Origin of the sequence: Rhodococcus sp. Leaf278 (assembly GCF_001426085.1) — a bacterium.
Lineage (GTDB): Bacteria > Actinomycetota > Actinomycetes > Mycobacteriales > Mycobacteriaceae > Rhodococcoides.
The window spans coordinates 85243-99527 of record NZ_LMRR01000012.1 but is presented as its reverse complement, the minus strand read 5'-3'; the positions used below and the strand labels follow the sequence as shown (position 1 = coordinate 99527).

The following is a 14285-nucleotide window of genomic DNA, read 5'->3' as shown; positions in this document are numbered from 1 at the left end:
TCTTTCGCTCATGTCAGCGGGAGATCAGCTACCTGCGCGGTTGTAAGCGTCGACGGCGGTCTGCAGATTCTCGAGTGCAGTGCCGAGGTCCGACAGGTTTCCACTCTGCTGCGCGGTGCGCACCGCGGCGAGAGCAGAATTCAAACCGGAGACGGCCGCATCCCGAGTCGTCGAGGAACCGGTGGCCGGTGCCGGAGTTGTCGACGGAGTACCGCCGTCGGACGGCGCCGTCTCCGGTACGGCACCCGGCTGGGTGGTGCCGTCGGTCTCACCGGGTGCGGTGACGGTCCGTCCGGCACCTGCTCCGAACACCTGCTCGATGGCTTCGGGCAGGGTAGCGGCATAGCCGACTCGACCCTCGTACGAGACCAGCACTCGAATCAACTGCGGGTACGCCGACGCCTCGTTGGTACGCGAGGCGTACACGGGCTCCACATAGATCAACCCACCGTTGCCGACCGGCAGGGTCAGCAGGTTGCCGAACTCGACGGTGTTCTCACGGCGGACGATGCCCAAGCTCTCGGAGACGTCCGTCGTTGTCGTCATCTGGTTCTGCACCTGATTCGGACCCTGGGTGGACGTATCCGTCGGCAACCTCAGCACGGTGATCTTGCCGTAGTTGTCCGGATCCGAATCCGCACTGACGTACGCGCCGAGCACTTCTCGACGGTAACCGACCAATGCACTGGTCAGCTGGAACGACGCCTGGTTCTCCTCCTTGGAGATATCGGACGCGACCACGTAGTACGGAGGCTGCTTGGCCGAGGTGTTCTCCGCCGTCGGGTCGGTCGGAACTTCCCAGAAGGCGTTGTTGGTGAAGAACTCTCGCGGATCGTTGACGTGGTACTTGGTGAGCAGCTCACGCTGGACCTTGAACAGGTCCTCCGGGTAACGGAAGTGGTCGCGCAATTCGGGAGACACCTGGTCCTTCGGGATGACGGTCCCGGGGAACACGCCCTCCCACGCCTTGAGCACCGGATCGTTCTCGTCCTGCTCGTAGAGCTTGACGGTGCCGTCGTAGGCATCGACAGTGGCCTTGACCGAGTTTCGGATGTACGACACTTCCTGGCTCGGCAGCGCACGCGTCGTGGTCGACTCGATGCTGTCGGCAGTGGCGTCTTCGAGTGACATCCGCTGGGCGTACGGGAAGTTGTCCAACGTGGTGTATCCGTCGATGATCCAGACCAGCTTGCCCTCGACGATCGCCGGGTAGGTCGAGCCGTCGGTGGTGAGCCAGGGAGCGACCTTCTGGACGCGGTCTCGAGGATCCCGGTTGAACAGAATCTTGGATTGATCGCCGATCACGCTCGAGAACAGGATGTTGCGCTCGGCATACTTGCTCGCGAACACCAACCGATTGAAGAAGTTCCCGACGTCCACGCCCGCTGCACCGTCGTAGGTGTAGCTCTTGCTGTCCGTGTCGTACTCGCGAGGCTCGCCGGTGGAACCGACGATCGAGTAGTCGGCGTCGGAGTTGGCGATGACCGGTCCGAAGTAGATACGCGGCTGATCGAGGTCGCCGGGGCCGTCCTTGCGAATCGTGCCCTCGGAATCGTTCTCGATCCAGTTCACCTGATAGTTCGGGTAGCCGCCCCGCCCACCGCTGGATTCGTCGGCGACGGCTTCGTCGACGGAGTTGGCGGGTGCTGCCACGAAGCCGTTTCCGTGGGTGAACACCGTATGGCGGTTGATCCAGTCACGCTGGTTCGCGTCGAGCGTCTGCGGTGAGATCTCGCGCGCGGCAACAACGTAATCGCGTAGGTTGCCGTCGGCATCCGGGTATCGGTCCACAGCCAGCGTGTCGGGGAATCCGTAGAAGTTACGGATCTGACGCTGCTGGGTGAAGGTGGGTGCAAGGATGTTCGGATCGAGGAGACGGATGTTGGACATCGTCGCCGATTCCGACGCCACCTCACCGGGGCTCAGTGCCGCTTCACCGGAGTAGTCCCGGTAAGTGACCACGTCATCGGTCAACCCGTAGGCGGACCGGGTGGCCGCGATGTTGCGCTCGATGTACGTGCTCTCCTTGTCGGCCGCGTTCGGACGCACCGAGAACTGCTCCATCACCAACGGCCAGACTGCACCGATCAGGATGGACGAGAGCACCAGCAGCGCCGTGGCCAACGCCGGAATCCTGAGGTCGCGCAGGAAGATTGCGGAGAAGAACGCGATCGCACAGATCACTGCGATGGCCAAGAGGATGAGTTTCGCCGGCAACACTGCATTGATGTCGGTGAATCCGGCACCGGTGAAGGTCGGCTCCTTGCGACCGCTCGACAACAACGTGTACCGGTCGAACCAGTACGCGACGGCCTTGAGCAGAACGAAGCTGCCGGCGATGACAGCGAGTTGAATTCGCGCCGAGCGGGTGAGTGCACCTTCGCGTCCGGCGAGCCGGACTCCGCCGAACACGTACTGCGTCACCAGGTTCGCGAAGAAGGCCACCACGATGGCAACGAACAACCAATTGAGAATGAATCGGTAGAACGGCAGGTCGAACGAGTAGAACCCGACGTCCAGTCCGAACTGCGGGTCGGTCTGACCGAAGTCCCCGCCGTGCAGGAAGAGCTGCACGGTCACCCAGTTGGTCTGGGCGATCATGCCGGACAGGAAGCCGAACACCACCGGAATTCCGATACCGAACAGGCGCAACCGGCTCATCACCGTCGTGCGGTACCGCGCGATCGGATCGTTGGGACCGGCCACCGGCACGAACACCGGACGGTTGCGGTATGCCAACAACAATGCGGCGAACACGATGAGTCCGACGACCAGAGCGACGACGAGGAATATCACCAATCGCGTCAGCAGAGTAGTGGTGTACACGCCACGGAAGTCGACTTCGCCGAACCACAACCAGTTGGTGTACATGTCGATCAGACGGGGACCGATGAGCAGCAGACCTGCTGCTACCAAGGCCAGTACGAGCAAGATCCGGCTTCGCCGCGACAACGACGGCATACCGGTGGGGGGCCTCATGCCCACGAGCCACACTCCAACTTCAGGCGACGCCGACGGCGCCGCAGATAACCGAGGCGGTGCACATTCCGTGCACCGCATGTCCGTTTCGCCCTACTGTACGTACGTTGATCCTACGGCCGCGACGCCCGTACCGCGGCCGCTGTCGACCGCAGGTCAGGAGGGTCGGCATCCGTAGAACGATCCGGATGCGAGGATAGTGCCGTGAGCAACGACAGTGACGGACTGCCCGGCCGAGACGATTTCGGTGACGAGTTCGACCCCGAGTCCGGTGGCCAGGATGTGTCGGACGCTTTGGCCCGGTGCGCGCGCGAAGTGGCGGATTTCGTCGACGCAGGCGGGTGGCACCAGGCCCCCCAGATGTTCGCATTGGTACCCACAGCAACTCTGGCAGCAGCCGAACCCGGTCTGCTGGACGATCTGGCCGACGGCGCTGCCCTGACTCCGATTCAGCAACACTCGCTCCCGGAGGACATCACGGGCGGCTCTCCCGCCCTCGACGAATTCCTTGCCACTTCGACGTGGCCCGAGGGTGTCGTCGGATGCGCTCTGGTGCAAGAGATCGTCGTACTTCCTCCGGCCGCCGAATCGACCCTCGACGATGCGTTGATGCCGTTGCTCGCCGATCCGGACGCAGCAGACCGGGCGGCGCGCTCGGCCGCCGAGAACCATCCCGAGAAGCGGGATGCACGGTTGATCGTCGCGGTCGTCAAGGACGGCCCTTCCCTGACGCTGCTGCAGTTGCACCCCGACGAGGACGCCGACCCCTTCGCGCCGATCGATCTTCGCATCGCAGAGAACCTGGCACCCAACGTCGTACACGGGCTCTACGCCACGTTCGACACCCTCGAAGACGACTAGCCGGGGCGTCCACCCCGAGAGACGGATCAGCTGCAGGACGGCGCGTCGGCACCTGAGCCGATCGCCTGCAGCGACTGGACAGCACTGTCCAACGATTCGACACGCACCAGGCGGAGTCCGTCGGGGACGTTCTGCAGTGCCTCACCGCAGTTCGCATCCGGAACCAGGAACGTGGTGGCTCCCGCTTCACGGGCAGCGATCAGTTTGTATGGAATGCCGCCGATGGGGCCGACCGTGCCCTCGGCGTCGATGGTTCCGGTGCCTGCGACGAACTCCCCGTTGCTCAATTCACCAGGGCTGAGCTTGTCCACCACGGCGAGGCTGAACATCAACCCGGCCGAGGGTCCGCCCACGTCCGCGAGGTTGAACTTCACCTCGAACGGGACGTCGGGCTGCTCTTCGGGAGTAACGCCGAGGTAGCCCTTGGATGCGTCGTCGGGCCGCGCGCCCAAAACCACCGCACTCGTCTGCGTCGTACCGTCTCGCACGTACTCGATGTCCAGCGAATCGCCCGGCGCTCGGGCGCTGACGGCCTCACGCACTGCCGACGCGGTGGCTACCGGGCTGCCGCCGACCGAGACGAGCGTGTCCCCCACGTTCAGCACCCCGGCGGCGGGCCCATCCTCGGCCACGCTCGCCACAGCCAACGACACCGGCAGATCCAGGTGGTGCAGAGCGGCAAGTTCGGCACTGGATTCGGACTCCTCGAAATCCGCTTGGTTGCCTTCCTGCACTTCTTCCTTGGACTTGTCCGGCGGATAGACCTCCTCGCGCGGAACGAGGCCTTGACGGCCGCTCGCCCAGAAACCGATGGCCTCGAACAGATTGAGCTGATCCCGGACGGCAACAGTCGTCATGTTCAGATTCCCCGCCGTCGGATCGACGTCGGTTCCGTCGATCTGCACCACGGGCACTCCGTCGACATCGCCGAGGGTGTTGTACGTAGGGCCGGGGCCGAGAGCGGCGAACGGAACGGTGACGACCGATCCGGTGACGCCCAGCACCACCACCGGTACCAGCGCAGCGACAAGAGTGGCGATCCTTCGGTTCACTCGGTAGACACTAGATCCGAACGCGCCGGGCCGCCGATACCGCCCCTGCCGGAGCCTGTCACGCGCAGCGACGAGCGTGATCTGTTCGCCGTCAGCGTGACGATCTTCCGCGCTCCGCGTGCACATGGCTTGTACCGTTGAGACATGAGCAATTTTGGTTTCGGTGCTTCCGACGACGATCCGGACAAGAAGAAGGATCCGGACGGTTCGGGCAACCCCGCCGGTTTCGGCTTCGGTGCGGAGGGGTTCGACCCTGCCCAGCTGGGCCAGATGCTCACCCAGTTCGGTCAGATGCTCAGTGGCATGGGCACTGCCGGCGGGACCGGTTCCGGACCGGTCAACTACGACTTGGCCAAACAGCTGGCCCGTCAGCAGATGGGTGACTTCAGCCCGGTATCGGCAGGCGAGCGAGAAGCCATCACGGATGCCGCACACCTGGCCGAGCTGTGGCTGGACGGGGCGACGACCCTGCCTGCCGGTGCTACCAAAACCGCTGCATGGACACCGGTCGACTGGCTGGACAACACGATCGAGACCTGGAAGCGACTGTGCGATCCCGTCGCCGAGCAAATTTCGGGGATGTGGACATCGGGTCTTCCCGCCGAGGCCCAGCAGATGGCCGGACCCATGATGGGCATGCTGACGCAGATGGGCGGAATGGCCTTCGGCTCGCAACTCGGCCAGGCACTCGGTCAGCTCTCCAAGGAGGTACTCACCTCCACCGACATCGGCCTACCGCTCGGACCGTCGGGCACAGCGGCGTTGCTGCCGTCGGCCATCGCGTCGTTCAGTGAGGGACTCGAGCAGCCCGAGCGCGAGGTCTTGGTGTTCCTCGCGGCGAGGGAAGCCGCGCACCAGCGGCTCTACAGCCATATTCCATGGCTGCGGCAACGGGTTCTGGCCACAGTCGAGGAGTATGCACGCGGAATCCGAATGGACTTCTCGGCAATCGAGGAGGCAGCGGCGGGCCTCGACCCGTCCGCGTTGACCGATCCGTCGAAGATCGAAGCGATTCTGCAGCAGGGCGCATTCGAGCCACAGACGACGCCGGAGCAGAAGCATGCTCTCGAGCGTCTGGAAACACTTCTGGCCCTGGTCGAAGGATGGGTCGAGACCGTGGTCGCAGCTGCGCTGGGCGACCGGCTGCCGGGGGCTGTGGCACTCGGCGAGACCATCCGCCGCCGTCGGGCGTCCGGTGGCCCGGCCGAGCAGACCTTCGCCACGTTGGTCGGCCTCGAACTGCGCCCACGCAAGGTTCGCGAAGCAGCCGATCTGTGGCGCCAACTCCTTGCCGCAGCCGACATCGAGGGACGCGACGGAGTGTGGGCGCATCCCGACCTGCTGCCCGACTCGTCGGACCTGGACAACCCTGCATCGTTCATCGACCGCGTAGTCGGTGGTGGGACGTCGAACTTCGACGACCCGATCGCCCAGCTCGAGGCGATGGAGGCCAAAGAACGCGCAGAAGCCGAACAGGCCGCGGGCAAGGACGACCACAACAAGGGCGACGAGAGCAGCGACGACGATCCCGAAAAGGGTTCATCCACAAGCTGACCGGGCAGTTTTCGCTCGAGTTCCGCTTCTCCGTCGAACGCCTGCTCGGAGGCACTGCACCCCTGTGGATAACGTGCCCCGGGCGGGAGTTCGCGGAAGTGATCGCTGTCAGAGTGTGATTCATGATCACACCGACCGTTCGACTCGATCCCGCGGTGGCGATACTGCCTCGACGGGACGGCACCGTTCAACTGGGCTGGAGCCCCGAGACCAGCGTTGTCGTCACTCCGCCTCCCGGGGCCGAGCCGGGTTCGATACTCGAAGTCCTTCGGCTCCTCGCTGCCGGCCGGTCGAGACCTCATATCGTCTGTCACGCAATGACATTGGGGCTCTCCGCCAACCGAACGTCGGCGATGCTCGGCGAGTTGGAGGAATCCGGGTTGCTGATGCACGGAACGAACATGCCCGCCGTGTCGCAGCACGTGACGCCGGACGCGCCCGGGACGGTGCGGACCGTCCACCTGGTGGGGCGTGGACCGCTGTCGGACGCGTTGGCGTCGGGCCTGAGTCGCACCAGCGCAGCGGTCAGCCGGTCGAGCCTGACGCCTACTCGCTACCCACAGTCCACCGTGAATGCGTGGACCTACGACATCGTCGTACTCGCCGACGATCTGGTCGCCGAGCCGCGATTGGTGACCGATCTTGTCCGTCTACGCATCCCACATCTGCAGGTGCGGCTGCGGGACGGGAAGGGTGTGGTCGGCCCCTTCGTCCTGCCAGGCCGAACGAGTTGCCTGCGGTGCGCAGATCTGACTCGCTGCGACCTCGACCCCGAATGGCCACACCTGTCGGCTCAGCTGCTCGGTACCGTCGGTCATGCCAGCAGCGCGACGGTGCTGGCCACGGCGGCATTTGCATTCGCCCAGCTCGAACCGCTCATCGGTCGCTCCGACGGGTCGATGCCCGAAACCGCCGACTGCACCATGGAGTTGAATCTCGCAGCGCGTGCAGCCACGGTGCACAAAAGACTGTGGCGCAAGCACCCGCACTGTGATTGCTGGCATTGATCGAGGCGATCACCTCGGTCGATACAGGTCGTAATACGCGGGTCCGAGCAATTGTCGGAAGGTTCAGCCATGATGGAGTCGTGTCTGACATACCGCGCCGTGGATCGACTCGTACTGCAAAACTGGCCAGCATCCCACTGGGAATGGCGGGGCGTGCTGCCATGGGCTTCGGCAAGAAGCTCGCCGGCGGAAATCGCGACGAGATCGATGCGGACATGGCCGCCAAAGCTGCGGAACAGCTCTTCTCCGTTCTCGGCGAGCTCAAGGGCGGTGCCATGAAGCTGGGGCAGATGCTCTCGGTGATGGAAGCCGCAGTTCCCGAGGAGTATTCCGAGCCGTACCGGGAAGCCCTCACCAAGCTCCAGGCGCAGGGTCCGCCCATGCCGGCGAAGACGGTTCACACAGTGCTGGATCAACAACTCGGAACAGCGTGGCGATCACGCTTTCTCGATTTCGACGACACAGCGATCGCTTCGGCGAGCATCGGCCAGGTGCACCGGGCCACGTGGTCGGACGGACGCGACGTCGCAGTGAAGATTCAGTATCCCGGTGCGGACGCTGCATTGCGCTCCGACCTCAAGACTCTGTCGCGTTTCGCGAACCTGTTCAGCACCGTGCTCGCGGGGACCGACGTCAAGCCGGTGCTCGAAGAGCTCACGGCCCGCACCGAGGACGAGCTCGACTACCGTATCGAGGCCTCGAATCAGCGGGCGTTCAGCAAGGAGTTCGCGGGCGATCCGCAATTCGCAATTCCCAAGATTGTTGCCAGTGCGCCCAAAGTCGTTGTCAGCGAATGGATGACGGGTCGACCGTTGGCCGACGTCATAGCCAGCGGTACGGCCGAGGAACGTAACCGGGCCGGCGAGCTCCTGGCCCTGTTCGCGTTCGTCTCACCCGCTCGGGCGAAGTTGTTGCACGCCGACCCACATCCAGGCAACTTCATGATGCTCGACGACGGCCGCATGGGCGTCATCGATTTCGGTGCGTGCGCTCCGATGCCCGACGGTCTGCCACCCGTTCTGGGCCGGATGGTGTCACTCGCGCGGGACGAGAGGTTCGAGGAACTGGTGGTGTTGTTCACCGAAAGCGGCTTCGTGGTGCCCGGCCGAACGGTGACAGAGAAGGAAATCGCGGACTACCTACGCCCCTTCACCGACCCGATCCATACCGAGTCGTTCCACTTCACCCGCGCGTGGTTGCAGAAGGCTGCGGGTACTGCTGCGGATTTCAACAGTGCTCAGTTTCGCACTGTTCGAGCACTGAACATGCCCGCCGAATACGTGATGATCTTCCGCGTTCTCGGTGGACTGGTGGGAATCTGCGCCCAGCTCGACGCCTACGCGCCGTACATGGCAATCCTCACCGAGTGGTTACCCGGCTTCACCGACTGAACGATGCGGTGAAGCCGGGTATCGGTTCCGGAGATCATGCTGCGTTCTTGCGTGGTCGTCCGCGAGGACGTTTCCGGGCGATGACCACTCCTTGATCGAGGATCTCTCCGCCCCACACACCCCAGGGCTCGGCACGGTCCAATGCCGCATCCAGGCAGGTACGCCTGATGGGGCACTGAGCGCACAGCGCCTTCGCCTGCTCGAGCTCGGCAGGGGTGTCGGCGAACCACATGTCGGGGTTCGCGGCTCGGCAGGGTACGGACAGCTGCAGTTGGGCCAGTTCGGTCGAGCCCATTCCAGTGGAACACTGTGCAGCGTAGGCACTTTCGGACTCCGGTCGGCATGTCGTCCGGATCGTGGCGGTTGACACGTCGGTCTCCTCTACTTTTCGTGCGGCGTCGTTGTCGGTTCGAGGGATGATGCGAACCATGTCGGCCTCACGGACGGGTAGAGGAACTACCTGAACGAGAAAGGCCACGGTCCGCGAGTGCGGGTCCGTGGCCTGGTGGGGCTTGTCGAAGCGGCTACCTACTGTGAAGTGGGTATCTGCTGTCGAGCACGGACGCGCCTGGTGCGCGGTGACGTCGGGTTGCCGGAACAACTTTCGCTCCCGGTGCCACGGCGTCGTGGGCGGAATTCGACCCGTAGGCCGCCGAAGCGGTCTGGTGCATCGGGCCGAAAGCGGAGGAGCGGATCCACGTCGGATCAACCGAGTCAGCGGCTGCGCCTACAGCGGGGGTGCCGATGGGCGCGGTATCGAGGACAGGGCTGAGTGCGACGGTTGCATCGGCAACGGCGGCGTCGAAAATGTTGATCATTTCTCTTCAGCTCCTGTTCTGGTCTCGAAGGCGGACTGGGCAGTGCGCGGTCTCCCGCGACACGAGAAACAGACTAAGCCCCCCGCCGATATCTGCACAAGTTATTTTTGACCAGCAGTTTTCGGCTATTTCTACCCGCCCGGTCAACTGTCCGTTTCACGCACGACGGCGAGTACGTCCTCGCCGAACCGCTCCAACTTCTTGGCACCGATTCCGGGAATGGCGACAAGTCCCCGCTCGTCCTGCGGCTGCTGCTCGGCGATGGCAGTAAGCGTGTTGTCGCTGAACACCACGTACGCCGGCACCTTCAATTCACGGGATTTGTCCAGGCGCCATGACTTCAGGGCGTCCAACAGGGCGATGTCGACGTTCGACGGACAGCTTTCGCATCGGCCGAGCATGGTGGCGGACGTACCGATCAACGGCTTCCCACACAACCGGCACTTGGGTCCTGATTTCTTGGCAGCGGGTGCCGCGATACGCGAGGCGGGCGAATCCTCGGGCACGAGACCGATGAGAAACCTCGACCGCCGGCGCGACTTGCGCCCACCCTCGTTGCGGGCGAGCGCCCAGGACAGATGCAGGTGGACTCGGGCGCGCGTGACACCGACGTAGAGCAGTCTGCGCTCCTCCTCGATCGCGGCCTCGTTGTTGGCGCTGGAGTCGTTGCCGATGGCGTGCGAGATCGGCAGAGTTCCGTCGGCGAGACCGACGATGAACACTGCGTCCCACTCCAAGCCCTTCGCAGCGTGCAAGGAGGCCAGCGTCACACCCTGCACCGTCGGAGGATGCCGCGCCTCGGCACGCGCAGCCAGCTCCCCCAGCAACTTCTCGAGGGTCAGGTCCGGCTCGTGAACGAGAAGTTCCTCGGTGAGCTGCACCAGACCACCCAACGACGCCCACTTCTCGCGGGCCTGTGCACCGGTCGGCTCGTCCGCCGTCAGGCCGAGCGGGGCAAGCACGGCCCGCACCAGAGCCGTCAGGCCGTCGCCGGACTGTGCGCCGTCGGGGAGATCGTCACGACCGGCTGCTTGCCGCAGCGCGTTGACTCCCTGCCGCACTTCCGGTCTGGTGAAGAAGCCCTCGCCGCCGCGCACCTGATACGGAATCTTCATCTCGGTCAACGCCTGCTCATGCGCCTCCGACTGAGCGTTGATGCGGTACAGAATCGCGATCTCGGCCGGCTCGACCCCCTTCGCGATCAGCCTCTTGACCGCGCGCGCCACTCCGTCGGCCTCCGCCGGCTCGTCGTCGTACTCGAAGAATTCCGGCTCGGGCCCTTTCTCCCGCTGACCGATCAACTGCAACCGGGTGCCGGCAATACGTCCGCGAGCGGCACCGATGACACGATTCGCCAGCGACACCACCTCCGGCGTCGACCGGTAGTCACGTTCGAGCCGAACCACCGTGGCCTCGGGATACTTGCGAGAGAAGTCGAGCAGATAGCGGGGGGACGCGCCGGTGAACGAATAGATGGTCTGGTTCGCATCCCCGACGACGGTGAGATCGTCGCGATCGCCCACCCAGGCGTCGAGCACCCGTTGTTGCAGCGGTGTCACGTCCTGGTATTCGTCGACGACGAAGCAGCGATACCGCTCGCGGAACTCGTCGGCCACCGACGAGTGTTCTTCCAGAGCTGCGGCCGTGTGCAGGAGGAGGTCGTCGAAATCGAGCAACATGCCGTCCCCGCCTCGAGATTTCAGCTCCTCGTACCCGGCGTACACGGCAGCGACCTTGGCGGCATCCATCGGGACGTCGCGGCGATTGCTCGCCGCGATACGCGGGTAGTCCTCGGGCGCGATCAACGATCCTTTGGCCCACTCGATCTCACCTGCCAGATCACGGATCGCGTCGGTCGAGGTCGACACTCCGGCGCGATTCGCCGCCTGGGAAACAACGGTGAACTTGCGATCGAGCAGCTGCCAGCCGGTGTCTCCGACGACCTGCGGCCAGAAGTATTTGAGCTGCCGCATCGCCGCGGCGTGGAACGTCCGGGCCTGCACGGGAGGCCCTTCTCCCCCGACGCCGAGCTCGCGGAGGCGACCTCGCATCTCGCCCGCAGCGCGAGCGGTGAACGTCACCGCAAGCACCTGCCCCGAGGAGACATGCCCCGCCGAGACGAGGTGCGCTATGCGTCGAGTGATCGTGCGCGTCTTGCCCGTGCCGGCACCGGCGAGAACGCACACCGGGCCACGAGGAGCCAATACCGCCGCGGATTGCTCCGGATCCAGTCCGGTGGTCATCGCGTCGTCAGCCATGTGGACCATTGTGTCAGTGCGCACCGACAGTTCCGCCCGGGCCCGAGCCTGCCGGAACAACGGCGTCGGTGCTCCTGTTGACTCTTGACGTGACCACTACCGAGAACACTCAGCAGACCCCAGCCGCACTCACCGTCTACTCCACGACGTGGTGCGGATACTGCCGCCGACTCAAGACTCAGCTCGACGAGGCGGGAATCACATACGCCGAGATCGACATCGAGCAGAACCCGGAAGCGGCCGAGTTCGTCGGAAGCGTGAACAACGGCAACCATGTGGTGCCGACCGTCCTCTTCGCCGACGGCTCGACCGCAACCAATCCCGGTCTCGCCGAGGTCAAGCGCGCGCTGTCGCTCTGATCCGACGTCAGGCCGTGGCCGCCCACGCTTCGAGCATTCCGCGCGCGATCGAGATGGAGCCGGGAAGTAGCAATCGGGAGTTCGACTCCGATCCCCAGTCGCCCAGTTCCAGCGCCGCGACCACCTCGGCTCGATCGAACCAATGGGCTTCGGCAATCTCGCCGTCCTGGAAAAGCAAGGGCTGCTCCGGGTCGGCGACGGCCGAGAACCCGATCATCACCGAACGCGGGAACGGCCACGGCTGGCTGCCCAGGTAGTCGATGTCGGAGACGTCGAGGCCGACTTCTTCCTTGATCTCCCGTGCCACACAAGTTTCCAGCGATTCGCCGGCCTCGACGAAGCCCGCCAGAACCGAGAACCGCCGCTCGGGCCAGGCCGGCGCGCGAGCCAGCAGCACCCTGTCGCCGCCGTCGTGGACCAGGCAGATGACTGCGGGATCGGTACGGGGAAATTCCTCGTGACCGGTGGACGTACTGGTGCGAGACCACCCCGCATTCGACGGCACCGACGGCGCTCCGTCGAGTGAGCTGAACTGTGCGCTCGCATGCCAATTGAGGATCGCCAACGCACCGGTCACCATCGACAGTGCAGTGCTGTCCAAGCGATCACCGTCGGTACGCAGATCCCCGAGCGTGCCGTCCACGATCTCCACCCGCCTGGTCCATAGGTACCGGTCCCCGTGGATCCCGAGAAAGACCGCATCGGCCGTGGGCTCCGGCGCAACATCCACGGCGGGGGTGAGGATCAAACCGTCCTCGTCCACGCCGAATCTGCCTCTGCCGTCGACATCCAGTAGTCGGCCGGTCGACCAGCCGGCTGCAAGCGCGGCGGTGTCTCGGCGTAGTTCCTCGGCCCTGTTCAGGGGTGACCGAGAGAGGCGAGGTGGGTGAGCGAGGTGGAATTTCGGCACGCTCGGAACCCTACTCGGACTTCGTTACTCACCCACACGACGGATGTACAGGAGGCGATCGGACGCCTCGACGGCATCGACTTCCGGAGTGCCGACCCGGAACAGTTTGCCACCCCGCACGACTCCGAGCACGATGTCGGTGAGATGCCGTGGAGAGCCGCCCACCTCGTCGCGCTCGACTTCGCGCTCAGCGATCGCGAAGCCTGCCTCCGGCGTCAGCAAGTCCTCGATCATCTCCACCACGGACGGTGTGGAGGTCGCGATGCCGAGCAACCGACCCGCGGTCTCCGAGGACACGACCACGGAATCGGCACCGGACTGACGCAGCAGGTGGGTGTTCTCTGCTTCTCTGATGGCCGCGACGATCTTGGCCTTGGGAGCGATCTCACGAGCGGTCAGAGTCACCAGTACAGCGGTGTCGTCTCGGTTTGTCGCCACGATGATGGCCGACGCGTGCTGGGCTCCGGTGAGTCTGAGGACGTCCGACTTGGTCGCCGAGCCGTGGACGGTGACCAGGCCCAGGGCCGACGCGGCATCGAGCACCGTCTGATCGGTGTCGACCACAACGATATCGGAGGCCGGTACACCGTCTCCGAGCATCGCGTCGACTGCGGTCCGGCCCTTGGTGCCGAAACCGATGACCACGGTGTGATTGCGCACGCTGCGTCTCCATCGCTGAATTTTGAATGCTTGCCTGGACCGCTCGGTGAGAACCGACAGCGTCGTTCCGACCAGCAGAATGAGGAACAGAACCCGAAGTGGTGTGATGACAAGAATGTTGACCAGCCGCGCCGACGGACTCATCGGCGCGATGTCACCGTATCCCGTCGTGGACAGCGACACCGTGGCGTAGTAGAACGCGTCCAGAAAGGACAGTTCGCCGTTCTGGTTGTCGCTGTAACCGTCACGGTCGAGGTACACCACGAATGCGGCGAGAAACAGGATGCTGAGTGCCATCAGTACGCGTTTGTAGATTGCGCTCCACGGGCTCGATTCGAGCTCCGGGACTCGGAGCACTCCCACGAGCGCGAAGTCGGGCTTGTCGGTCAGCGCGCCACTGTCGCTCAGGCGCGCACGCAACCTACCTGCCACGTCG

General features: G+C 64.5%; 12 protein-coding genes. 5 read left to right on the top strand and 7 right to left on the bottom strand.

The genetic code is table 11. The features are described 5' to 3' along the window. Window positions 1–24: 24 nt before the first annotated feature. Window positions 25–2985 (bottom strand): UPF0182 family protein, encoded by a 2961-nt coding sequence (locus tag ASG84_RS13155; protein ID WP_200936571.1) that lies wholly within the window; start codon window positions 2983–2985, stop codon window positions 25–27. A gap of 276 nt (window positions 2986–3261) precedes the next feature. Between ASG84_RS13155 and ASG84_RS13150 the strand changes: the two genes are divergently transcribed. Next, on the top strand, window positions 3262–3840 hold the full coding sequence (locus ASG84_RS13150) for a PPA1309 family protein (protein ID WP_156399521.1): 579 nt from the start codon (window positions 3262–3264) through the stop codon (window positions 3838–3840). 26 nt (window positions 3841–3866) lie between these two features. Here the strand turns inward: ASG84_RS13150 and ASG84_RS13145 are convergent, their stop codons facing one another. After that, entirely contained in the window at window positions 3867–4892 is a 1026-nt protein-coding gene (locus ASG84_RS13145; RefSeq protein WP_057477749.1) for a YlbL family protein, read from the bottom strand. Window positions 4893–5036: 144 nt separating this feature from the next. Between ASG84_RS13145 and ASG84_RS13140 the strand changes: the two genes are divergently transcribed. The 3 genes from ASG84_RS13140 (at window position 5037) to ASG84_RS13130 (ending at window position 8844) form a co-directional block, all read left to right on the top strand. After that, window positions 5037–6446, top strand: coding sequence for a zinc-dependent metalloprotease (locus ASG84_RS13140; RefSeq protein WP_057477506.1), 1410 nt, complete (start codon window positions 5037–5039; stop codon window positions 6444–6446). 122 nt (window positions 6447–6568) lie between these two features. Further along, a complete protein-coding gene (locus tag ASG84_RS13135) occupies window positions 6569–7453 on the top strand; it encodes a hypothetical protein (protein ID WP_057477505.1) in 885 nt (294 codons plus the stop codon). Window positions 7454–7533: 80 nt separating this feature from the next. Further along, a complete protein-coding gene (locus ASG84_RS13130) occupies window positions 7534–8844 on the top strand; it encodes an ABC1 kinase family protein (RefSeq protein ID WP_057477504.1) in 1311 nt (436 codons plus the stop codon). Between the two features lie 34 nt (window positions 8845–8878). Here ASG84_RS13130 and ASG84_RS13125 read toward each other — a convergent pair whose 3' ends face one another. The 3 genes from ASG84_RS13125 to ASG84_RS13115 all read right to left on the bottom strand — a co-directional run bounded on the left by ASG84_RS13125 (window position 8879) and on the right by ASG84_RS13115 (window position 11920). Next, the gene (locus ASG84_RS13125; protein WP_200936590.1) at window positions 8879–9139 is read right to left on the bottom strand and encodes a WhiB family transcriptional regulator; all 261 of its coding nucleotides are present in this window, start codon (window positions 9137–9139) and stop codon (window positions 8879–8881) included. Window positions 9140–9368: 229 nt separating this feature from the next. Beyond that, complete coding sequence (locus ASG84_RS13120; protein ID WP_057477503.1) at window positions 9369–9662, bottom strand: hypothetical protein; 294 nt, start codon at window positions 9660–9662, stop codon at window positions 9369–9371. A 143-nt stretch (window positions 9663–9805) separates the two neighbouring features. Continuing rightward, window positions 9806–11920 (bottom strand): ATP-dependent DNA helicase UvrD2, encoded by a 2115-nt coding sequence (locus ASG84_RS13115; protein ID WP_442970938.1) that lies wholly within the window; start codon window positions 11918–11920, stop codon window positions 9806–9808. Window positions 11921–12009: 89 nt separating this feature from the next. On the opposite strand from ASG84_RS13115, the gene ASG84_RS13110 reads away from it, so the two are divergent. Beyond that, window positions 12010–12279, top strand: coding sequence for a mycoredoxin (locus ASG84_RS13110; RefSeq protein ID WP_057477747.1), 270 nt, complete (start codon window positions 12010–12012; stop codon window positions 12277–12279). Between the two features lie 7 nt (window positions 12280–12286). Here ASG84_RS13110 and nudC read toward each other — a convergent pair whose 3' ends face one another. Together nudC and ASG84_RS13100 are read right to left on the bottom strand one after the other, a co-directional pair. Next, complete coding sequence (nudC, locus tag ASG84_RS13105; protein WP_057477501.1) at window positions 12287–13189, bottom strand: NAD(+) diphosphatase; 903 nt, start codon at window positions 13187–13189, stop codon at window positions 12287–12289. 24 nt (window positions 13190–13213) lie between these two features. Further along, complete coding sequence (locus tag ASG84_RS13100; RefSeq protein ID WP_057477500.1) at window positions 13214–14281, bottom strand: potassium channel family protein; 1068 nt, start codon at window positions 14279–14281, stop codon at window positions 13214–13216. Between the last annotated feature and the right edge of the window lie 4 nt (window positions 14282–14285).

What these genes read in the sequence shown, in the direction of transcription:
- ASG84_RS13135 (WP_057477505.1), top strand. Translation starts at nt 6,569, where the DNA reads ATGATCACACCGACCGTTCGACTCGATCCCGCGGTGGCGATACTGCCT.
- ASG84_RS13115 (WP_442970938.1), bottom strand. Translation starts at nt 11,920, where the DNA reads ATGGCTGACGACGCGATGACCACCGGACTGGATCCGGAGCAATCCGCG.
- ASG84_RS13125 (WP_200936590.1), bottom strand. Translation starts at nt 9,139, where the DNA reads ATGGGCTCGACCGAACTGGCCCAACTGCAGCTGTCCGTACCCTGCCGA.
- ASG84_RS13120 (WP_057477503.1), bottom strand. Translation starts at nt 9,662, where the DNA reads ATGATCAACATTTTCGACGCCGCCGTTGCCGATGCAACCGTCGCACTC.
- ASG84_RS13140 (WP_057477506.1), top strand. Translation starts at nt 5,037, where the DNA reads ATGAGCAATTTTGGTTTCGGTGCTTCCGACGACGATCCGGACAAGAAG.